Origin of the sequence: Oceanisphaera sediminis, from assembly GCF_039539745.1 — a bacterium.
GTDB classification, from domain to species: domain Bacteria; phylum Pseudomonadota; class Gammaproteobacteria; order Enterobacterales; family Aeromonadaceae; genus Oceanimonas; species Oceanimonas sediminis.
Map to the genome: position 1 here is coordinate 47,439 of NZ_BAABDS010000036.1, position 22,711 is coordinate 70,149.

Annotated in this window: 18 protein-coding genes; 7 read left to right on the forward strand and 11 right to left on the reverse strand. The window is 55.9% G+C overall.

The features are described 5' to 3' along the window. Positions 1–8: 8 nt before the first annotated feature. The gene (locus ABD827_RS11415) at positions 9–1,571 is read right to left on the reverse strand and encodes a site-specific integrase (RefSeq protein ID WP_344964902.1); all 1,563 of its coding nucleotides are present in this window, start codon (positions 1,569–1,571) and stop codon (positions 9–11) included. Positions 1,572–1,912: 341 nt separating this feature from the next. Between ABD827_RS11415 and ABD827_RS11420 the strand changes: the two genes are divergently transcribed. Further along, a complete protein-coding gene (locus tag ABD827_RS11420; RefSeq protein ID WP_344964903.1) occupies positions 1,913–3,484 on the forward strand; it encodes a sensor domain-containing diguanylate cyclase in 1,572 nt (523 codons plus the stop codon). A gap of 81 nt (positions 3,485–3,565) precedes the next feature. On the opposite strand, the gene ABD827_RS11425 is transcribed toward ABD827_RS11420, so the two are convergent. Continuing rightward, complete coding sequence (locus tag ABD827_RS11425; RefSeq protein ID WP_344964904.1) at positions 3,566–6,217, reverse strand: EAL domain-containing protein; 2,652 nt, start codon at positions 6,215–6,217, stop codon at positions 3,566–3,568. Positions 6,218–7,291: 1,074 nt separating this feature from the next. On the opposite strand from ABD827_RS11425, the gene ABD827_RS11430 reads away from it, so the two are divergent. Next, on the forward strand, positions 7,292–7,897 hold the full coding sequence (locus ABD827_RS11430) for a Yip1 family protein (protein ID WP_298719289.1): 606 nt from the start codon (positions 7,292–7,294) through the stop codon (positions 7,895–7,897). Between the two features lie 68 nt (positions 7,898–7,965). Here ABD827_RS11430 and purF read toward each other — a convergent pair whose 3' ends face one another. The 8 genes from purF to ABD827_RS11470 all read right to left on the reverse strand — a co-directional run bounded on the left by purF (position 7,966) and on the right by ABD827_RS11470 (position 17,381). Continuing rightward, a complete protein-coding gene (purF, locus tag ABD827_RS11435; RefSeq protein ID WP_298719291.1) occupies positions 7,966–9,486 on the reverse strand; it encodes an amidophosphoribosyltransferase in 1,521 nt (506 codons plus the stop codon). A gap of 20 nt (positions 9,487–9,506) precedes the next feature. After that, the gene (locus ABD827_RS11440; RefSeq protein WP_298719340.1) at positions 9,507–9,995 is read right to left on the reverse strand and encodes a CvpA family protein; all 489 of its coding nucleotides are present in this window, start codon (positions 9,993–9,995) and stop codon (positions 9,507–9,509) included. Between the two features lie 168 nt (positions 9,996–10,163). Beyond that, positions 10,164–11,462, reverse strand: coding sequence for a serine--tRNA ligase (gene serS, locus ABD827_RS11445; RefSeq protein WP_298719293.1), 1,299 nt, complete (start codon positions 11,460–11,462; stop codon positions 10,164–10,166). A 97-nt stretch (positions 11,463–11,559) separates the two neighbouring features. Continuing rightward, positions 11,560–12,885 (reverse strand): replication-associated recombination protein A, encoded by a 1,326-nt coding sequence (locus tag ABD827_RS11450; protein ID WP_344964905.1) that lies wholly within the window; start codon positions 12,883–12,885, stop codon positions 11,560–11,562. A gap of 367 nt (positions 12,886–13,252) precedes the next feature. After that, positions 13,253–13,861, reverse strand: a complete 609-nt coding sequence (lolA, locus tag ABD827_RS11455; protein ID WP_344964906.1) for an outer membrane lipoprotein periplasmic chaperone LolA — start codon at positions 13,859–13,861, stop codon at positions 13,253–13,255. A 2-nt stretch (positions 13,862–13,863) separates the two neighbouring features. Beyond that, positions 13,864–16,452 (reverse strand): DNA translocase FtsK, encoded by a 2,589-nt coding sequence (locus ABD827_RS11460; RefSeq protein ID WP_344964907.1) that lies wholly within the window; start codon positions 16,450–16,452, stop codon positions 13,864–13,866. Positions 16,453–16,620: 168 nt separating this feature from the next. Beyond that, positions 16,621–17,124, reverse strand: a complete 504-nt coding sequence (gene lrp, locus ABD827_RS11465) for a leucine-responsive transcriptional regulator Lrp (RefSeq protein WP_239552505.1) — start codon at positions 17,122–17,124, stop codon at positions 16,621–16,623. Between the two features lie 8 nt (positions 17,125–17,132). Beyond that, a complete protein-coding gene (locus ABD827_RS11470) occupies positions 17,133–17,381 on the reverse strand; it encodes a hypothetical protein (protein ID WP_298719299.1) in 249 nt (82 codons plus the stop codon). A gap of 379 nt (positions 17,382–17,760) precedes the next feature. On the opposite strand from ABD827_RS11470, the gene trxB reads away from it, so the two are divergent. Continuing rightward, positions 17,761–18,714: a thioredoxin-disulfide reductase gene (gene trxB / locus ABD827_RS11475; RefSeq protein WP_298719300.1), complete on the forward strand. Its 954-nt coding sequence runs from the start codon at positions 17,761–17,763 to the stop codon at positions 18,712–18,714. A gap of 132 nt (positions 18,715–18,846) precedes the next feature. Here the strand turns inward: trxB and dauA are convergent, their stop codons facing one another. After that, positions 18,847–20,589, reverse strand: coding sequence for a C4-dicarboxylic acid transporter DauA (dauA, locus tag ABD827_RS11480; protein ID WP_344964908.1), 1,743 nt, complete (start codon positions 20,587–20,589; stop codon positions 18,847–18,849). Between the two features lie 112 nt (positions 20,590–20,701). On the opposite strand from dauA, the gene ABD827_RS11485 reads away from it, so the two are divergent. The 4 genes from ABD827_RS11485 (at position 20,702) to infA (ending at position 22,578) form a co-directional block, all read left to right on the forward strand. After that, complete coding sequence (locus ABD827_RS11485) at positions 20,702–20,875, forward strand: CopG family transcriptional regulator (protein ID WP_298719304.1); 174 nt, start codon at positions 20,702–20,704, stop codon at positions 20,873–20,875. Positions 20,876–20,886: 11 nt separating this feature from the next. After that, positions 20,887–21,582, forward strand: coding sequence for a leucyl/phenylalanyl-tRNA--protein transferase (aat, locus tag ABD827_RS11490; protein ID WP_344964909.1), 696 nt, complete (start codon positions 20,887–20,889; stop codon positions 21,580–21,582). Then, positions 21,579–22,283: an arginyltransferase gene (locus tag ABD827_RS11495; protein ID WP_344964910.1), complete on the forward strand. Its 705-nt coding sequence runs from the start codon at positions 21,579–21,581 to the stop codon at positions 22,281–22,283. The genes aat and ABD827_RS11495 overlap by 4 nt, the downstream gene beginning before the upstream one ends. Positions 22,284–22,359: 76 nt before the next feature. Next, on the forward strand, positions 22,360–22,578 hold the full coding sequence (gene infA, locus ABD827_RS11500) for a translation initiation factor IF-1 (protein ID WP_007419779.1): 219 nt from the start codon (positions 22,360–22,362) through the stop codon (positions 22,576–22,578). Positions 22,579–22,711 lie beyond the last annotated feature (133 nt).

The following is a 22,711-nucleotide window of genomic DNA, read 5'->3' on the forward strand; positions in this document are numbered from 1 at the left end:
AATATCGGTTAATCCAAAAAGCACCGGCGATAACGCTCCCAGGAGAGAGCGGCTAAGTCGACCCCGTAGTTTAGCTGCTCGATATACGCCTTCTTATCACTCAGCTCTATCCGGTGACTGCCATACCCCAGAGTCGTCAGCCCCTCATCTGAGGGCAAGTGCCCAACCACGGAGGCGATCTCCCAGTCATGCAGCCCAGCCGTGCGTCTGAGGTTATCAACGAAGGTATGCCGCAGGCTGTGAAAGGTTTCCTTACGGGCAGCAGACCAGCCAATCTCCTTTCTGAGTGTGCGCTCAAACCATTTGCCAAAGCTGTTGGTGTCATCGTCCTGCCCGGAGTATGTAACCTCCTTAAACAACTTGTCGTCCCCCTCTCCCCGGCTGGTCATAAACTCCAGAAAGCCCAGCTTCAACAGGGAAGAGTGAATCGGCACCCAACGCCGGCTGTTGTCCGTCTTCAAACGCTTTCCTTCGTGTTCGTCGTTGAGATCAAAATACCAGCAACCGTGAGCGACCGATTCCACGACATCACACACTCTCAGCTGAAGGATTTCTCCCACCCTGGCCCCGGAGAACATGCCGATGAGCGGAACCCAGAACTTGTCCGGCGTGTAGTTCACCCTGATACGCTTATCTACACTCGTGTAATGGTGCGCAGACAGCAGTGCCTGGAGCTTCTCCTTATTCAGCGTGGCAAAGCTCCGCTTTCTGCCCCGCCTTGCTTTTGCCTTTTGTCGGGGCTTTAACGAGGCAATGATGTCGTCCGTATGAAAGCGAGGAATCCCATAGGCACAGATGTCCTTAAACACTCCGAGCATGTTGTTAGCAGTCTGATGATCGAGCACTTCGTAAGCATCCAGAGACATCTGAAATACCTGGCTCAACGTCTTGTCCCGGACGTTCGGCATCTTGGTTCTATTCTTGGGAAAGCGGTAGATGAAATCTCGAACCTTGAAAACATCCTTGGTCGTCATACGTTCAAAAATTGTCTCTGCTCCAACCAGCTCAACGATGTTCCTGAGCTTCGCTTTCCTGTTTTTAAGGGTTCTGTCCGTCCATTCACCGGAGCTTTCCTTCTCGAACAGATACGCCTCCGCTACTTCACGGAATGATATTTGGTTTGAACGGTTCTGCGAGGACAAAACGGATTGCTCAACCTTTAACGCTACAGGCTGTTCCGAGAACGCACTTCCGCTGTGTATGGCGGGTAAACCAAAAGGCTCCACACCAACCGTCATCAGCATATTGCGGATATGGTTGCCCTTGATAGCCTCGTGGTAACCGATACTGAGCACCGGATGCTGCTTGATTCTTATCCGTTCCTGAGCAAATTTTTCGGCAAGCTCCCTACTACCAAGATGACTCCACGCCTGTATCACCCTGTCCAGGTGATACTCCAGAGCCATGCTGCGCCGCCTAGCCTCACGAAGAGTCTTAGTCTTCAGTGACATCCGAAAATCCTGCGGCAGTTCCGGAAGTTTGGCTCTCAGATGAACGGGATAGTAGTAACGAAGATAAAAAACACCGGCTTTGGTTTTGTAGCAGGATGCCACACCACATTTATTAGTCATGACTTACCTTGGCAATAACTTGAACATCTGAAAAGACAGATAAGTCACAGCTTCAGGTAGTTTTTTCAGGATAAACGCTATAGAATCACCAATATAGAGGCCTAGCGGAGGTTTTGAGGGCGCCTTTTCAAATCCCGCCAGCTCCACCAATCGATTGGAAAGGCCCCGCAAGGGGCCTTTTTATTGGGTATCAAATAGTTACCATGCCTTAGCCCACCGTTTCTCATATATCGCTGAATACGGTGCTGCTCAAGGTGGCATTACACGATGTGTTTCATTAGAATCCCTTAAAATACTAACATCATCGCGTCCGGCTGCTTATTTACAGGCTTTTCATTCTAATGTCCCTTACTTCCCTTCCGAAGCTCAATCTCCGTAGTCTGATTCTGGCTCTGGCGGTGTTCAGCGTGCTGATCACCCTCGGCAACAGTTTTTATGCTACCTACAAGGTTCAGCATGCCCTGCTGATCAACAATACCCTGGAAGCCAACCGGGTCTATGCGGCCAAGCTGGCCGAAATGACGGATGCTTTTCTCAAGTCGGCACAGGATCAACTGGCATACAGCGCGAGTCTGCTTGGCTCGCAGATGCACAATAAGTCCGCCCTGATGGATGAAGTTCGTCGTCTGAACCAACAGTCCGATAGCTTCAATTCGGTGGTGATCGTCGATGCAAACGCGGTGATTGTCGCTACCTCGCCAGAAACACTTCAGGTTAAAGGCTTCACGCTTTCTTCACCCGGAGCACAACAATCCATTGATGCCAAAAAACCGCTGATCACCGATCCTTTTATCTCGCCTGCCGGCAACTACATTATCAGCCTGTCGCACCCTATTTTTAACGATAACGGTCACTATCTCGGCTACATCGCCGGCACCATCTATCTGCAGCAGGACAATATACTGGGCTCTATCCTCGGCAAGCATTATTACCAGGATGGATCCTACCTTTATGTGGTCGATCGCCATAAAACCCTGATTTACCATCCCGACGCACACCGTATCGGCCAGCGGGTAGCCAATAATCTGGCCATCGACGAAGTCACCGCCGGCACAGAGCATTCGCATACCGCGATCAACTCTCGGGGCATAGAGATGCTGGCCGGCTTTGCACCGGTAACCAGATCCGGTTGGGGCGTGGTGGCGCAAAGGCCACAACAAGCGACGCTGGCCGGACTCGACGGTCATATCATCAATGTGTTTATCAAGAGCATGCCGCTGGTACTGTTTACCCTGGCCGGTATCTGGTTGTCTGCTACCTTTATTTCCCTACCGCTGTGGCAATTGGCCAAAGGCGCCAGGCTGATGGACAAGAAAGAGATACAGCAGAGTATTTCCGGTATCCCTTCCTGGTACTTCGAAGCCGCTCAACTCAAGCGGGCCATTCTCAAGGGAATGGGCCTGCTCAATGATAAAATCAGTCAGTTGCATAACGACAGTCATACCGATGCCATGACCGGTTTGCTCAACCGTCGGGGCATGCAACAGGTACTCGACGAGTATCGGGAAGAACGGCAACCATTTGCCATCATCACCCTGGATATCGACCATTTCAAACGGGTAAACGATACCCATGGTCACGACATCGGTGACAAGGTGATACAGGCCTTGGCCAGACTGATGAGAGATCATGCCAGAAAAGGGGATGCCCTGTGTCGTAGCGGAGGGGAAGAGTTCATGATTTTTCTGCCCGGCCTCGATTTGACCTTGGCGCTCGATATCGCCGAGCGCCTGCGATTGCAGGTCGCCGGTTTTGAAATGCCAACGGCTGGCTTTATTACCATCTCGCTGGGCATCGCCCACTGGCCCGGCCCAGCGCTTACAATCAACGAGGCACTGAAGCAGGCCGACAAGGCGCTCTACCTGGCCAAGCAACAAGGTCGCAACCGTTCGTTGATAACAGAATCGGTCTAAACATCACTCCATAAAAACAGCCAGACCATCTTATCTTGGTCTGGCTGTTTGATTCACTGCCCGGTCAAACATAGCTGTGGCTTACGCTTCATAATGATAGCCATGTTCAGCGGCCTCAAACACCAGAGCTTCTACGTCCGATGCCTGTCCGGGGCGGGCAAACAAGTATCCTTGATACAGGCGGCAACCATTATTCAACAGTATGGCTCGTTGTGCTTCGGTTTCTACCCCTTCGGCAATCACTTCCAGCTCCAGGCTCTTGGCCATGGCGATAATCGCCCGGATAATAGCCAGGCTGTTGCTGTCATAAGGCAGACCTCGCACAAAAGACTGATCTATCTTCAGCTGATCCAGTGGCAACTGTTGTAGATAATGCAGCGACGAATAGCCGGTGCCGAAATCATCAATGGCAAAACGAATACCGGACTGCTTGAGCAACCTCATACGTGAGATGGCCTGCGGCATGTCGGTAAGCAGCATCGATTCGGTCAGTTCCAGCTTGAGCAGTGCTGGGTTGGCGCCGGTCTGTTGCAGAATGTTGAGCACCTCTTGTACAAAACCGGGCTGATACAACTGAATGGAGCTGATATTCACCGATACGGTGACGTTGCTGAAGGCCTCTAACCGGGCCCAGGAAGCCATTTGCTCGCAAGAACGCTGCAGCACAACATGGTCTATCTGGTTCATCAAGCCGGCGGCTTCTGCTACCTCGATAAAGGCACCGGGAGCCAGAATACCCCGCTCGGGATGATGCCAACGCACCAGGGCTTCGGTGCCGGTCATGCCGCCATCATCGTTGAACTGGGGCTGAAAATAGACATTGAACTCACCCGCATGCAGACCACGAACGATGTCTTCTTCCAGTAACAACCGCTGGGAAATCACTTCCTGCATTTCCGGATCGAAGAAACGAATTTCCCCCTTGCCGGCCGCTTTGGCCTCATACATCGCCAGTTCGGCCTGGCGTAACAGCTCTTCTGCCAAGAGGCTGTCGGCATCCAGCATCACCACCCCCAGACAGCCACTGCTGCGCAGCTTCAACTCTTCATGAGCATAAGGCTGATCGAGACTGTCCAGCAAGGCATGACTGATATGCTCGAGCCTGTCCATCAGCTGCGCCTGATTTTCGAATTGGGCATCGAGCAAGAGCGCAAACTGATCACTTCCTAACCGGGCGAGTGTATCCTGTTGTCCTGCCACTTCTCGCAACCGACCTGCGACCTGCAGCAAAAGCTTGTCGCCAACGGAGTGTCCCCAGAGATCATTAATATTTTTGAAGTTATCAAGATCGATCAAAATCATGGCGCCAAGCTTGCCGTATTCAACACTTTTTAACCGCGTCTGAGTGATACGCTCGAGCAACAGGCGGCGATTCGGCAGGCCAGTCAATACGTCATAAAATGCCAGGTGATTGATTTTTTCGGCATCGTTTTTCCGATCGGTAATATCGTTAATCTGGGCCACATAATGACTACGTTGTCCCTGAGCATCCTTGACCTCACTGATCGACAACAACTGAGGGTACAGTTTGCCGGACTTGCGTTTGTCACAAATTTCACCCTGCCAGTGACCCCGGGTATTGATGCTGTGCCACATCTGACGGTAAAACTCGCCGTCATGCTTGCCGGAGCTGAATATCGCCGGCGTTTTTCCTATCAGCTCTTCCTGGGTGTATCCGGTGATCTCGCTAAAGGCCCGATTTATTCGCAAGATACGGTTATTTTTATCGGTGACCAGCATGCCCTGAAAACTTTCAAAAGCCACCGCCGCGATACGTAGCTCCGTTTCATTTTTTACCCGGGCGCTGATATCCCGATTCAATGTCACCACCGCCGCCTTGTCGCCGGGCTGGCTTTTCAGTATTTGTGCCACACATTCAAAGGTGCGCGGCCCGCCACTCGTCTCAACGTCATAAATCAGGGTATTGACCGTGTTCAGCTTCAGGGTCCGGCGAATAAAGGTCAGAAAGGTTTCCGCTTGCTCGTCAGGGAATATATCCCATACCGTTTTACCGACCATGCTGCCGGTGGTCGCATAAAGCTCATTGGTATTTTCTGCCATCACATCCAGGTAGCATCCGTCTTCATCGATAACGCACATGGTATCGGGCAGCGCACTGGTAATGGCCGTCAGCCTGGCCTCACTGTCACGCAAGGCCTGCTGCTCACGTCCCCGTTGTTCTGCATCCTTGAGAATAAAGACCAGAATCAGAGTCAGTGGAACCACGATAATGAGGAACGGCAGGGTCAGGGATAAAATATGTGGCTGCTGTTGCGGCTCCACCATCAGATAAAGCAGCCCCATCTTTATTACATTCAACAGCAGCGTTACCGGCAACAATGACCACACATTCAGTCGTAACCAGCGCTGCTGAAGTGCATAGCGCATACCCAGGCCTGCAGTCAGTGCAATAACCATGCCCGCAATACCGGGGAACACACCCGCACCGTCCAGCCAAAACCGGAACCCGCCGGCCATCAGCAACGCCAACCCTCCCGCCAGAGGGCCACCAAATAAACCGGCGACAAAAAACACCGCATCGCGAACATCCAGCAGCACGCCGGGGCCAAGCATAAAGGGTAACGACATGCAGGCTATGGCGATAGCGGCAAACCAGAAAGCGGTAGTCAGCACCATCAGCCGGGGATATTGCTGCCCCCGACGAATGTTCATGGTCAGCAGCCAGCCCGAGGCAAGAATGAGAATGGCCTGCTCAATAACGGAGATCAGCATAAGGAGAAAAATGACTGGGGAAGCGGTGGTAGAGACCGGGAAATAACAGGTTCGGTCATATTATTAATCTATTGCTAAGTTGTAGTCATAAAAGTTTAACAGAAGCCCTGCCTAATACCCATATAAAGCTCATGGCGTTATGGCAAATAAAAGCAAAAAAATAACCGATACACCCGTTGATTCGCAAAATGCATCAGTCTGTCCCGGTACCAAGGTGTCATCCTTATTACTCAGACTGCAGCCGATAAACAAGTTTATTGTCATATCGGAGCGCTTATACCAATCCCACTAAACAAATGATCTATTTCATTTTTGTATAAAAGTCGAACAAAGGGCCCGCTCCCCCGACTCGCCGTGAATCCCTCCCTGGAGGCTCAGCCGCGCCATCCGTGGCGCGGATGGTCGGCTGAGCAGATCCCTTTGTCCTCCTTGATGCACCGGCGTTGCCTGTTAGCGCCGCCTACAGACAGCTTGATGCTAGAGAAGAGGCAGCAGAGATCGCCTCCCACGACCGTGAAATGCCATGGCTGGAAAATGCTCCTGCCATTCCAGCATTCCCGCCCTCCATGGCGGTCAGACTGCATTTCCCGAGCCCTCGGGGGGCGAGCTTGTCCCGCCGTGACGAACGGTTGCAGCCTGACCGAACATCCAGTGAATGTTCGCAGTAGGCTGTAATGGTGAGTGTCATTTACCAGTGGCGTGTCGTGGGAGGTGGCTGTGTTGCCTCTGATCCTGGGGTTAAAATGATCAGATGTTTATTCAAATTGGTATTAGTCCCTTTTGATGCGGTCCTAACTCAAGGGGCCGGGCCGGCTATCTCAGAATACCGGCGCTTCCCGCGTGCAGGAGCAGCGGAGCTTTTTCCATAGCAGCCTGACGGGATGACATCCGAATGCCCTCGCCAAAGATTGAACCAGGCAGCAAACCTGTGGTTAATACGTAGACAAACTTGACGTTCATGGGACTCTGGCCAATAACTAGTTAGAGGAAAGAACGGACGTAATCCGTTTTATTCTTGGGTCAGCCACCTGGCAGGAGCCGTCTGGCAATGAAGACGTTTGAGGGGATAACGCTATGATTTTAAACCATATCTGGGGTCTTTATGCGCACCCCAAAGAAGAATGGCATACCATAGACCACCACCACGAGAGCCTGAGCTACAGCCTGGTACACCTGATGTTTATCGCCCTGATACCCTCGGCATGTGCCTATATCTCTGCCAGCATGATTGGCTGGAATTTCGGATCCAGCGTCAATAGTACCATCATGCTCACCACAGAAAGCGCGCTGGTGATGTCTGTCGGTATGTACTTCACCCTGATCGGCGGTGTCTTTGCCCTCGCCTATCTGACGTTCTGGATGGCAAAAACCTTTGGCGCCAACCCGAGTTTTACCCAGAGCATGGAACTCGCCGCCTATACCGCCACGCCCCTGTTCATGACCGGGCTGGGCCTGTTTTATCCCGAACCCATCTTTCTGATGATGGTCGGGCTGGCGGGGCTGAGCTATTCGGTCTATTTGCTGTATTCCGGCGTCCCCATCATCATGCATATTCCCGAAGAGCGCGGTTTTATCTACGCCAGCTCGGTGGTGACCTGTGGCCTGGTGCTGCTGGTGTGCATCATGGTTGGCTCCGTTATCGTCTGGAGCTGGGGCTTTGGCCCGATTTACACCCACTGAGTCATGTTGCCACTGCATTGAAAAAGGGGTCCGAGGACCCCTTTTTTTTGCTTTATTGCCGGTCGTTATTACGACTGACCTTCGTTATAGATTTCCAGATGACTGTTGTCGATACTGTCATTCTGCTTGCTGTTGTCGTTACGTAACGCATTCAGCTCATCCAGATATTCCTGGTTCACATCCTGAGTCACGTACTCACCGGTAAAGACCGAGGTCTCGAAGCGACGCAGCTCCGGATTGAAATGGCGCACCGCATCTTCCAGATCTTCCAGCTCCTGATAAATCAGGCCGTCGGCACCAATCAGCTGACAGATTTCTTCCACTTCACGGCCGTAGGCTATCAGCTCGTTCACGGAAGGCATGTCGATGCCATACACGTTGGGGAAGCGAATTTCGGGGGCGGCAGAAGCAAAATACACCTTCTTGGCACCCGCATCCCGTGCCATCTGAATAATCTGCTCGGAGGTAGTACCACGAACGATAGAGTCATCTACCAGCAGTACATTCTTGCCGGCAAATTCCGACGGAATGGCATTGAGCTTGCGACGTACCGATTGCCGACGCTGCTGCTGGCCGGGCATGATGAAGGTACGGCCGATATAGCGGTTCTTCACGAACCCCTGGCGATAAGGCAATTGCAGGTTGTGGGCAATTTCCAGCGCGATGTCGCAGGAGGTTTCGGGAATCGGGATCACCACGTCGATGTCGAGATCTTCCCACTCCCGGGCGATTTTGGCACCCAGCTTCTGACCCATGCGTACCCGGGCACCATAAACCGATACCTTGTCGATAAAGGAATCGGGGCGCGCAAAATACACATATTCAAAAATACAGGAGTGGTGCTGCGGCTCGGCGGCACATTGCTGGCTGAACAGCTCGCCCTGTTTGGTGATATACACGGCCTCGCCCGGCGCGACATCACGGATCAGGCTGAAACCGACCGCATCCAGTGCCACGCTTTCGGACGCCACCATGTATTCGGTGCTGCCGTCTTCGGCGTCACGCTTGCCCAGTACCAGCGGACGAATGCCGTTGGGATCGCGAAATGCCAGCATGCCATGGCCGATAATCACCGCCACTGTGGCGTAGGCACCGCGAATTTTTTCATGCACCTTGCTCACGGCGGCAAACACATGGCCCGGCTCGAGGTGCAGGGTTTGTGTTTGTTGGTCCAGCTCATGCGCCAGTACGTTCAGCAGCACTTCGGAGTCGGAAGTGGTGTTGATATGACGGCGTGCCACCCGGAACTGCTCTTCTTTCAGCTCGCGGGCATTGGTCAGATTGCCATTATGCGCCAGGGCAATGCCGAAGGGAGAGTTCACATAGAAGGGTTGCGCCTGGGCAACGCTGCTGCTGCCGGCGGTAGGATAACGCACATGACCAATGCCTACGTTGCCGATCAATCGCTCCATATGACGCTCTTCGAATACATCCCGCACCAGACCATTGGCCTTGCGCTGGCGGAAGGTATTTCCCGAGATGGTAACGATGCCGGCCGCATCCTGACCTCTGTGCTGAAGTACCGTCAGGCCGTCATACAGCGCCTGATTTACCGGGGTCGTGCCTTGAATACCGACAATCCCACACATGTCCTAATTTCCTCAATTCACTATGGCTTGGGGGGTAAAAAGCTGGATGAATTTTGCACCAGGCTGAAAAACCACTGGATCACGATACCGAACTCCGGAATCAACCGGGATTCACGCCACCACAGACTCTGTGAAAAGGCGGTCATGGTATCGATAAATAACAGCAGGGCCGCTACGACAAGCACGCCCCGCACTGCCCCGAAACAGACGCCCAGTACCCGATCGGTACCAGAAAGCCCGGTTTTGGTCACCAGCTCACCGATAACGTAATTAATCAGTGCGCCCAGGATCAGGGTTAATACAAACAGGATGGCAATGGCTGCGCCGTTGCGGAATAAGGGATCGGAGATATCGAGATGAACGGCCAGATCGGCGTAGAAGCGACTGGCAACGAAGAAAGCAGCCAACCAGGTAGCGAGTGACATCGCCTCTTTCACAAATCCCCTGACCAGGCTGATGAGTGCAGAAAGGCCGATAATGCCGAGAATTACGTAGTCTATCCAAACCATCATGTATTGCCGGGAACCTCTTGAATGCCGCGCATTCTACCAAAGGAGGGTGGCAAAAGGCGAAGAAAAAGCGGATAAATTTCATTCAAGATAAAACTAAATTCTGTCTGAAAATCCCGTAAAAAAGCCGGAGCATGGCCCCGGCTTGCTTGACTCAAGTCATCAGGCTCAACCGATGTACTGCAGGCCGCCCATATAAGGCTGCAGGATCTCGGGCACCGCGATGCGGCCGTCTGCCTGCTGGTAATTTTCCAGTACCGCCACCAGGGTACGGCCCACGGCCAGTCCGGAGCCGTTCAGGGTATGCAGCAACTGGGGCTTGCCATCGGCACCCCGTACCCGCGCCTGCATGCGGCGCGCCTGGAAGTCACCACAGTTGGATACCGACGAAATTTCACGGTAGGTGTTCTGGGCCGGCAGCCACACTTCCAGATCATAGGTTTTGGCGGCGCCAAAGCCCATGTCACCGGTACACAAGGCCATTACCCGGTAGGGCAGATTCAGGCCCTGCAGTACCTTCTCGGCGTGGCCGACCATTTCTTCCAGGGTATCCCAGGAGTGATCCGGATGAACCAGCTGTACCATTTCCACCTTGTCGAACTGATGCATGCGCACCAGACCGCGGGTATCACGGCCATAGGATCCCGCTTCGGAGCGGAAGCAAGGAGTATGGGCGGTGAATTTCAGTGGCAGCTCCTTGGCATCGAAGATCTCGTCCCGGCCGATGTTGGTCAGCGGCACCTCCGAGGTGGGGATCAGCGAGAAACGGCGGGTCTTGCCGGCTTCGTCGCCTTCCCCTTCGATGGCGGTATGGAACAGGTCGGCGGCAAACTTGGGTAGCTGACCGGTGCCGTACAGACTGTCGCTGTTCACCAGATAAGGCACATAACACTCGATGTAGCCGTGCTCGTTGGTGTGCAAGTCCAGCATGTATTGCGCCAGGGCCCGGTGCATGCGGGCAATCTGGCCCTGCATGATCACGAAGCGGGAGCCGGAGATCTTGACCGCGCCCTTGAAGTCCAGACCGGACAGCGCTTCGCCCAGCGCCACATGGTCACGCGGTTCAAAATCGAAGGCGGTAGGCTCACCCCAGACCCGAACCTGCTGGTTGTCGTCTTCGCTTTTACCGACCGGCACCGACTCGTGCGGCAGGTTCGGAATGGCGGCACCGAAGGCTTCAATTTCACTCAGCAACTGGTCCAGCTCAACCTTGCAGCCGTCCAGCTCGTCATTGATGGCCGTGACCGCCGCCTTCAACGGGGCTATGTCTTCACCGCTGCGCGCCGCCTGGCCGATGGCCTTGGAGCGGGCATTGCGCTCGGCCTGCAGTTCCTGGGTACGGGATTGCAGAGACTTCCGCTTTTCTTCGAGGCCGTTGAACAGGTCGATGTCGAGTGTAAAACCACGGCTTGCCAGCCGCGCCGCCGTGTCGGCGATATCGCCGCGCAGGTATTTGGAGTCCAGCATGAGTTACCTTATTTGATGCTTGTACTGCGTGTCATACGCAGGGTCGGAAGTCACTAAATCGATGTCAAGTTTATCAGCTTAGCGGGGTGGGAGCCAACTAGCCACCGGCCTGCTCGTCGAGACTGTTCAGGTAGTCTAGCTTGGCCCTGACCTTTTGCTCGAAACCTCGCTCGCTGGGCTCGTAATAACGCCGTTGTGTCAGCGCCTCCGGCAGATACACTTCGCCGGCGGCATAGGCACCCGGCTCGTTGTGGGCGTATCGATATTCGGCGCCATGACCCAGCTCTTTCATCAGTCTGGTGGGCGCGTTGCGCAAATGTACCGGCACTTCATAATCGGGCAGTTCTCGGGCATCTTTCAGCGCCGCTTTCCAGGCGGTATAGAGCGCATTGCTCTTGGGGGCACAGGCCAGATAAACGATAGCCTGGGCGATGGCGCGCTCTCCTTCCGCCGGACCGACCCGGGTAAAGCAATCCCAGGCGGCCAGTGCCACCTCCATCGCCTTGGGATCGGCCAGACCGACGTCTTCCGAAGCGATAGCCAGCAGACGACGGGCGATATAGAGCGGATCGCAGCCGGCACTGATCATGCGCGCATACCAGTAGAGGCCGGCGTCCGGGTTGGAGCCGCGAATCGACTTGTGTATCGCTGAAATCAGGTCGTAATAGAGATCGCCCTGGTTATCGAACCGGGCCAGCCGCTCGCCGGTCACCTCCGCCAGCAGCGTCTTGTCGATACGGCGAAGACCCTCGACGTCTTCGGCCATGTCTGCCAGCAGCTCCAGATAATTCAGCGCCTTGCGACCATCGCCGTCCACCAGCTCGGCCAGCGCCCGCTGCACCCCGTCGGCCAGCACTATGCCCTGCCCGGCCAGTCCACGCTCGTCGGTCAACGCCTGAGCAATCATCTGCTCGATTTCGGCCGGCTCCAGTCGCTTGAGCAGATAAACCCGGGCCCGGGACAAGAGTGCGTTGTTCAGCTCGAAAGAGGGATTTTCGGTGGTGGCGCCGATAAAGGTGACGGTGCCATCCTCGATATGAGGCAAGAAGGCATCCTGCTGGGATTTGTTGAAGCGGTGTACTTCGTCCACAAACAGTATGGTGCGCCGGCCGGCCAGCTTGTGCTCCCGCGCCCGCTCGATGGCGGCACGGATCTCCTTGACGCCGGAGGTCACCGCCGACACTCGCTCTACCTGGGCATCACAGTAGTGGGCAATCAGCTCGGCCAGGGTGGTTTTGCCGGTGCCCGGCGGCCCCCACAGTATCATGGAATGACAGTGACCGGCTTCCAGCGCCCGGCGCAACGGCTTGCCCGGCCCCAGAATATGCACCTGGCCCAGGTATTGTTCCAGCCGTTGCGGTCGCATCCGCGCCGCCAGTGGGCGAAAGTCGTCCTGTTCAAAGTCCAGACTCAGGGTGCTCATGTCATTTCATCCCCATAAAACAAAGCGGTAAGCAGTCAACTTGTCTATAGGTCACAAATCAACTGTGGAATAAAGAGGCAGCAGGGTTACCTCCCCCGACACGCTTCGAGCACATCCCTGTGACGCTCAGCACATGCCGTCCCTGGCATGTGACGGTCGGCGGAGGCAATCCCTGTTGCCTCTTCTTAATCCCCGAGTCATCTGCTGGCGATGCCAACAGGCGACTCAGCTGCCAGAGGGAGGATAAAGGGTGTCTGCTCTGCCGACCCTCTGCGCCATGGATGGCGCAGCGGAGCCCCCAGGGAGGGGTTTACGGCGTGTCGGCGGAGTAGTGCCCTTTGTCCGACTACCTGCTGTATCAAGTCCCTCAGCGTTGGTCGTCGACCATGACCCCGTCCGGGGGCGTAAAGGTAAAGGTGTCGGCCCCGGTGGCGGGTTTGGTATTCACCTGCTGCAGGGTAAATTCGCTGCGCTGGCCGCCGGACTCGATCACCGTGAAGCGCTGAATGCGGTTGCTGCGATCGAAGCGCAGGCTGAACTGACTGATCAGCTCGCCCGGATCCTTGCTGGTCACCACATAATCGGCGCCCTGGCGGGCCACATCGTATTGCTGCCAGCGCCGACCGTCACCGCCGGCAATCAGCAGAAACGGCGTGTTCTGAATCGCCTGCTCCAGCGGCGCTATGCTCACCTGCTCCACGAAGGGGTCGTACACCCAGACATCATTGCCGTTGGACACGATCAGACTCTCGTCCGGTGACACCGTATGCCAGCGAAACCGGTCGGGCCGGGCCAGCTGCATGGTGCCTTGAGCACTTTGCATCGGTGCCCCCTGCTCATCGAATACCTGCTGGCTGAAGCTGGCTGAGAATCGGTCGAAGGAGGCCAGCTTCTGCTGCAATTCGGCGCGCGCATCGGCCAGTGCCACGGCACTTACCGACCACAGCAGTATTCCCACGGTTGCCAGTTTTTTCATGGTTACTCCCTGGCTGGCGGAGGCGCCAGCACTTCACGTTGACCGTTGCCGCCGGCGGAACTGACGATACCCTGGTATTCCATCTGTTCGATCATCCGGGCGGCCCTGTTGTAGCCTATTTTTAACTTGCGCTGCACGCTGGAGGTAGAGCCACGACGGCTCTCTACGACAAAAGCCACCGCTTCGTCAAACAGCGGGTCCAGCTCTTCATCACCGCCTTCCGGCGCTTCGCCGGGCAGCAGGCCATCGGCGCCCACTTCGCCGCTCAGAATATCCTCGATATAATTCGGTTCACCCCGCTCCTTCCAGGCGGCGACGACCCGGTGCACTTCATGATCGTCCACAAAGGCGCCGTGTACCCGGGTCGGGTTGCTGTCGCCGGCGGGCAGATAGAGCATGTCGCCCATGCCCAGCAGCGATTCGGCCCCCTGTTGATCGAGAATGGTGCGCGAGTCGATTTTGCTCGACACCTGAAACGACATTCGGGTCGGAATGTTGGCCTTGATAAGACCGGTGATCACATCCACCGACGGCCGCTGGGTCGCCAGAATCAAATGAATACCGGCCGCCCGCGCCTTCTGGGCGATACGGGCGATCAGCTCTTCCACCTTCTTGCCGACGATCATCATCATGTCGGCAAACTCGTCGATCACCACCACGATATGGGGCAGCTTTTCCAGCGCCGGCGGATAGGTGTCCATCGACTGGGTCGGCTCCCACAGAGGATCCCGCAGCGGCTCACCGGCATCAATGGCATCCTGCACCTTGGTGTTGAAGCCCTTGAGATTACGCACCCCCATGGCCGACATCAGCTTGTAACGACGTTCCATTTCGCCCACGCACCAGCGCAGGGAATTGGCGGCCTCTTTCATGTCGGTGACCACCTCGGTCAGCAGATGCGGTATGCCTTCGTAGACCGACAATTCCAGCATCTTGGGATCGATCATGATGAAGCGCACTTCGTCCGGCGTGGCCTTGTACAGCATCGACAATATCATGACGTTGACCCCCACCGACTTACCGGAGCCGGTGGTACCGGCCACCAGCACGTGGGGCATCTTGGCCAGGTTGACGATCACCGGCTCGCCGGCAATATCCTGGCCCAGCACCAGGGTCAAGGGATGATCGTTGCGGGCGAAGGCGTCGCTGTCCATCACCTCGCGCAGATAGACGGTTTCGCGCCGAGTATTGGGCAGCTCCAGACCCACATAGGGCTTGCCGGGAATGACTTCCACTACTCGCACACTGATGGCGGACAGCGAGCGGGCCAGATCCCGGGCCAGATTGGTGATTTTGCTGACCTTGACCCCGGGCGCCAGATCCAGCTCGAAACGGGTAATCACCGGGCCCGGATAGACTCCGACCACGTTGGCCTGCACGTTGTAATCCGCCAGCTTGGCTTCCACCAACCGGGCGATGCGGTCGAGTTCCGCCTCGCTGACCGTGTGTTGCCGGGGCTTGGGCAAGTCCAGCAGCTCGACCGAGGGCAAGGGAGACAGATCGTTGCGCTTTGAAGCCACCGGCGCCGGCTGTGGTGGCGCCGGTACCGAAGCCGGGTCGGCCGGGGCATCGCCCTCGTTCAGCCAGGGCAGATCCAGCTCGTCATTATCGTCATCGTCCAGGGCCCAGCCGTTCGCCTCGGCGAGGGTGGCAATGGCCGTGTCCTGCTCGGAAACGGCGCCCAGTACCGGCTCTTTGCGTACCGGCGGGGTTTTCTTCTGGATCGGAGCCCGTTTTTCTACAATGGCGGCAGCCGGGGCCAACAGGGGATCGTCCTGTTCTGCTTCCTGTACCCGCTCCCATTCCGGCTCCGGACTCGTGTCTGATTCTACCTGACCACCCAGTCGCTCCTTGAACCGGCGCCAACCCACGAATCCCGCCTCGGCCGTATTTGGCTCGGCCTCGGCAACTGCCGCTGTTTGAGCCGGTATGGCGGGTTCGCCGGGGCTCTCGCGGCGACGCCCGGCGCCACTCTGCCAGTCGACCAGCCGCTGCGGAATCTGACTGAGCCAATCAGGCGCATTCAATACCGCCGCGCCCAGCCGCTCGACGATCAACAACCAGGACCAGCCGCTGAAGAAGGTGACGCCGGTGGCAAAGCCGCACAACAGCACCAGGGTGGTGCCCAGGGAGCCAAATATCGAGCTCAGGGCCGAGGCCAGCATATCGCCGATGAGGCCGCCGGAAGAAAAGTAATAGATATTGCCCACGTTCATGCTGGCCAGCGCCAGCAGACTGAGCAATAACATCAGAAAGCCGATAATGCGCAGGCTCAGGGTCAGATAGCAGATATCGCTCAATGCCCGCGGGCGCCACAGGGTCACCCAGCCGATCAGCACCATGAAAAATGGCACCATATAGGCCGAGAAGCCGAAGGCAAACAGCAGTATGTCTGCCAGCCAGGCCCCCGCCGGCCCGGCAGCATTGCGAATGTCTCCGCCCCATGCGGTTTGCGACCAGCCCGGATCCGAGGGATGGTAAGAAACCAGCGATAACATCATGAAGATCGCCAGTAAAATAATGCTGATCAATCCGGCCTCAAACAGACGCTGTAAACCAGACATGGGAGTAAACAGCTTTTTCTCCGCCAAACGCCCGCTCCTCGCTCTTATAGGTTGTGTCACGCAATAGAAAGGCTGCGACAGTAAAAGTCGTCAGCCATCAAACGACAAACGAGCGGCCGGGGCCGCTCGCAGAGTCAGGTTCACATCGGTCCCCGCCCGGCATAAAAATACCAGAGCCAGACGCATTAGCACAGCTTATCGGGTATTTATCACCAGACGGTTGCTCTGCTTTACCTCCTCCATCACCACATAGGTGCGGGTATCGTTCACGCCCGGCAGCCGCAACAGGGTTTCGCCCAGCAGCTTGCGATAGGCAGACATGTCGGCCACCCGGGTCTTGAGCAGGTAGTCGAAGTCACCGGATACCAGATGGCATTCCTGTATTTCTTCGAGCTTCTGCACCGCGTCGTTAAATTCGTCAAACACGTCCGGTGTGCCGCGGTTAAGGGTAATTTCAACAAAAACCAGCAGCGACGCATCCAGGAACTGGGGGTTGAGAATGGCGGTATAACCTTCGATATAACCCTGACGCTCCAGACGACGTACCCGCTCGAGGCAAGGCGTCGGGCTAAGCCCGACACGCTTTGACAACTCTACGTTGGAAATACGGCCGTCTTGCTGCAGTTCATTGAGTATGTTGCGATCGATACGGTCGAGCTCTTTGGCCGGCCTGCTGTTTAAATCCAACACTTCATCCATCCTTTGACTCATTTTCGATACATTCCACTATGAACATTAAACCTATATGGCATAAAACCATACATCTCTGCAATAGCCCTTTCACCAGAAGCCAGTTTTTCAACCAGTTGCCAACGCTCGGCGGCGATATCCGGCATTGCAACCCACAGGCTAAAAGCAAATAAAAAAACAGAAAAAACGATTATGTATACAATCGAGATATTCAGTAGCTTAACATGGCAAATAGCAAACAGATAGCACATACGTTTGATATTCATATGAAATAACTATCATTACCAAATTTTTATGCCTGCAACCGGCTATTTTAACTACGGAGACGTCAAGCCTGATCGTTTTCGTCAAAAAACAGGTTAAGTATCCGCCAGCTATCTACATTACCGATACTACACCTGTGAATTAACATAAAAAACCTATTTTATGTTGATTTAATGCCACCACCACCGCTCATGTCGGAAAACGTTATATTGCATAACTATTCGTTATAACTTGCCATCGTCATAATGTTCTCGTTAAAACAAGCCCTTTTGCACCATGCCGGTGGCGACAATCACCCTCGTGGCGCTTTATTCCCTCTGGCCTATCCCCTACAATCGGGACCACTTTTTATCTGCCTATGTGCCAAGGTTGGAGAGACAAATGAGCCAAGCCAAACACGCCAAACTGCTGATTCTGGGTTCTGGCCCTGCAGGGTATACCGCCGCCGTTTATGCGGCCCGCGCCAACCTTAATCCGGTACTGGTAACCGGTATTCAACAGGGTGGTCAGCTGACCACCACCACCGAAGTGGAAAACTGGCCGGGTGACGCCGAAGGACTGACCGGTCCGGCGTTGATGGAGCGCATGAAAGAGCACGCCGAGCGCTTTGAAACCGAGATCCTGTTCGACCATGTCAACAGCGTGGATCTGCAGCAACGTCCGTTCCGCCTGAAAGGCGACGATGGCGAATACAGCTGTGATGCCCTGGTAATCGCCACCGGCGCTTCCGCCAAATACCTGGGCCTGCCCTCGGAAGAAGCCTATCAGGGCCGTGGCGTATCCGCCTGTGCCACCTGCGACGGCTTTTTCTATCGCAACCAGAAAGTCGCCGTGGTCGGCGGTGGTAACACCGCAGTAGAAGAAGCGCTGTATCTGTCCAATATCGCCGCCGAGGTACATCTGGTACACAGACGCGAACAGTTCCGCTCCGAGAAGATTCTGATCGACCGCCTGATGGACAAGGTAGAGAACGGCAACATAGTGCTGCACACCAACCGTACCCTGGACGAAGTGCTGGGCGACGAGATGGGCGTGACCGGTGTTCGCCTGAGAGACACCCGGACCGATGCCACCGAGCAGCTGGAGCTGGCCGGCGTTTTCATCGCCATCGGCCATCAGCCCAACACCCAGATCTTCGAAGGTCAGCTGGAGATGGAAAACGGCTACCTCAAGGTACAGTCCGGCCTGCATGGCAATGCCACCCAGACCAGCATCGAAGGCGTGTTTGCCGCCGGTGACGTCATGGATCACGTTTATCGCCAGGCCATTACCTCAGCCGGTACCGGTTGCATGGCGGCACTGGATGCCGAACGCTACCTCGACGGCCTGAAGTAAAACACCAGCCACATACGGTAATAAAAAACGGCGCTGTTGCTACAGCGCCGTTTCTGTTTCTATCGATAAGCAATGGGGCATCACAGATGTGGTTCTGTTGTCATTCCCGCGAAGGTGACGAGAAAGGCAAGCTTATCCGACGGCAGTCAGCGGTGCCTTGGCCACCTTCTCCATCGCTTCCTGCAGGGTCGAGTAAAAGGTCAGCTCACCGGAAACCGGCTTGACACCGGCTCTGGCCAGCGTCTTCAGTGGCTGATATTGCAGATCTGCCATCACCACCTCGATCTGCTCCTCTCGGCACCGCTCGATAAAGCGATTCAGCGCCGCCATGCCGCCCGCATCCAGAATAGCCACCCCATCCATATAGAGTACGACGCCACGCCGTTGCCGGGACATCTCGGCCAGCTCGCTGAACACCCGGTCGGCGGCGGCAAAAAACAGCGGGCCATTGATCTTGAACACCGACCAGCCCGCCGGCAGCGGTGTTTCCAGCAGTCGCCGATGTCCGGAAATATCCGACACCCGGGTCATCTCGGCGATGTCGCGTACGAACAGCACCGCGGCCACCAGAATACCGACGGTAATCGCCAGCACCATGTCGAACAGTATGGTGAGCGAAAAGCAGGTCAAAAACACCAGCATGTCGGCCACCGGGGCGGTTTTCAGCAGCTTGACCGCCTTGTGGGCCTCACTCATGTTCCAGGCCACCACCATCAGCAGAGCCGCCATGGCCGGCATCGGCAAATAGGCCAGCAAGGGAGCCAGCAATACCAGTCCGGCCAGTACCACCAGCGCATGCACCATGGCCGCCACCGGTGACTCGGCACCGGCCTTGACGTTGGCGGCCGAGCGGGCAATGGCGGCGGTGGCGGTAATGCCGCCGAAAAACGGCGCTATGATATTGCCAATACCCTGCCCCAGCAGTTCGCTGTTGGCGCTGTGACGCTTGCCGGTCATGCCATCCAGCACCACGGCGCACAACAACGACTCGATGGCCCCCAGCATGGCGATGGCGAAGGCGGCCGGCAGCAAGTCGCGCAACAGCGCCCAGCTCAGCGTTAACTCGCTCCCCCCCGGCCCCGGTTGCAGCCAGGGCCAGATCCATTCGGGCAACACCGGCGGAATGCCCTGCCCGCTGCTGCCATCCGGTAGCAGATAACTGAACTGGCTGCTGATGGTGGCGATATCCATGCCCTGGCGATTCAGCAACAGGGTGATGACACTGGCCAGGATCACCGCCGGCAAATGGGCCGGCACCCCGGTTTTCAGCCGGGGCCAGAGCAGCATGATGGCCAGGGTAAGCAGCGCTATGACCAGGCTGGGCCAGTGCAGCCCCGGAAAGGCCGACACCAGGGCTGCCACCTTGCCCGCATAGTGCTCGGGCAACGCCGTCAGGTTCAAGCCCAGAAAGTCTTTCAACTGCAGGGTGGCAATCACCACCGCTATGCCACCGGTAAAACCGAGAGTAACCGGCTCGGGAATGTACTCGATCAGACGACCCAGTCGCACCAGCGCCATGCCCACCAGGATGGCCCCGGACATGACGGTCGCCAACAGCAGGCCACCCAGGCCGTACTGCTGAGCGATGGGATAAAGAATCACCACAAAGGCGGCGGTAGGGCCGGAAATACTGAGTCGGGAGCCACCGGTCAACGCAATGATAAAGCCGGCGATAATGGCGGTGTACAACCCGTACTGAGGGGCAACCCCGCTGGCAATGGCCAGCGCCATGGCCAGCGGAATGGCGATAATGCCCACCGTGATCCCGGCCAGCACATCCTTGAGCAAACGTTGGCGACCATATTGTTCCTGCAGGCAGCTTTCGCGTAAAGCATGGCCGATGCGTAACGAAAACAGGTGGGCCCGATGCGGCATGGTTCTCTCCCGGCGATAATTTATATTAGTATTATTCAATCGATTATATGCTCATCAATTAATCATTCAATGTTAATATGATTAACATGTTTTAGTCGTTATCGGAGCCGATATGGAACAAAGAACCGCTCGCCTGACCCTGCTGATAGACCCTCGAAAAAAGGCGTTGTTTGAACAGCTTTGCGCCGAAGAAGACGTGACCCCATCCCAGAAGGTACGCCAGTTCATTCGCGACTATATCGAGCAACAAACCGGTAAAGACTGGCTCGATGCGAGTCAGGACTGACCGGGGCTGCCATGCTGACCTTACTCGATAACCGGCTCTGGTTTCCGGATCCGGCGCTGGCGCTGAACGATCCCGATGGTCTGTTGGCCATGGGCGGTGACTTGAGCCCCGAGCGACTGTTACTGGCCTATCGTATGGGGATATTTCCCTGGTTCGATCAAAGCCAGCCCCTGCTGTGGTGGTCACCCGATCCCAGGGCCGTGCTGGAGCCGGCGCAATTGCACATCAGTCGCAGCCTGGCCAAACTGGCACGCCGTAACCAGTATCATTTTACCCTCAATACCGCCTTCGACCGGGTCATTCGTGCCTGCCGCCAGTTACGGGAACATCGCGAGGGCACCTGGATCACCCCCGGCATCGAGCAGGCCTACTGCCGACTGCACCAGCAGGGCCACGCCCACTCGGTCGAAGTCTGGCAGGAGGACAGCCTGGTGGCCGGACTCTATGGCATCGCTCTGGGCAAACTGTTTTGTGGTGAGTCGATGTTTCACCGGGTCGATAATGGCTCCAAGCTGGCCATGCTCGCACTGTGCCGGCACCTGAGCCGTCATGGCGGCGAGCTTGTCGACTGTCAGCTGCCCAACCCGCACCTGATGAGCCTGGGGGTAACCAGCTGGCCGCGCACGCGTTTTTTACATAAACTCAAAGAGCTGCAACAGCAGCCGCTAACACATGGGTGCTGGCAACCAGGTGAGCTGATGTTATGAGAGAAGTGAATCTCAAGGTGGGGCTGACGCCCAAACACCAATGCAGTTATCTGCCCAACCGGCAGGAACAACTGCTGGTCTTGCTCGACAAGGACCTGCTGTGTCCGGAAGGGTATGAACAATTGCTCAGCGCGGGCTTTCGTCGCAGCGGCTCGGACATTTATCGCCCGCACTGCCAGCTATGCCACGCCTGCGAGTCACTGCGCATCGATGTCGCCCGCTTTACACCCAGCCGCAGCCAGAAACGCATCAAGCGGCAAAACCAGGATCTGAGCGTCAGCCTGAGTGAACAGGAAAAGCCGGAGTATTTTCGGTTGTATCAGCGGTATATCAACGAACGGCACCAGGATGGGGCCATGTATCCCGCCAGTCGCCAGCAGTACGACGGCTTTCTGCTTTGTGACTGGCTGCCGCCGGTATTTATGGAATTCCGGCTGGATCAACAGCTGGTCGCGGTGGCGGTCACCGACCTGCTCGGCCATGCACTCAGCGCCATGTACACTTTTTACGATCCCGCTCTGGAGCACAGATCCCTGGGTACTTTCGCCATTTTGAGCCAACTGGAACTGGCGTCAGGTTTGAACAAGAGCTGGGTTTATCTGGGCTACCAGGTGGATGATTGTAAAAAAATGAATTATAAACAGCACTTCCGCCCGCATCAGCGACTCGTGGCCGGACACTGGCAGGCGATGAAAGACTGAGCGGAAACTTTACACTTGAGGCGAAATCCGGCATGATCGATGCCGTTTTTATTGCCTGCGTTAACAAGAGGACTCAATGGCTAAAGAAGACAGTATTGAAATGCAAGGGACCATTCTGGACACCCTTCCGAACACCATGTTTCGCGTAGAGCTGGAAAATGGCCACGTGGTCACCGCTCATATCTCCGGCAAGATGCGCAAGAACTACATCCGCATCCTCACCGGTGACAAGGTCACTGTTCAACTGACTCCCTACGATCTGTCAAAAGGACGCATCGTCTTCCGCGCTCGCTAATCCGTTCGCTAGTCACTCCGAGTGTGACATGGCGGCGTCTGTTACCGGTAGTTGTACCTTTGGGTAATTTGTTCGCCCCCTGTTCCGTCAGGCATACACCTCTTGGATAAAAAATGCCCGGCACCATTACTGG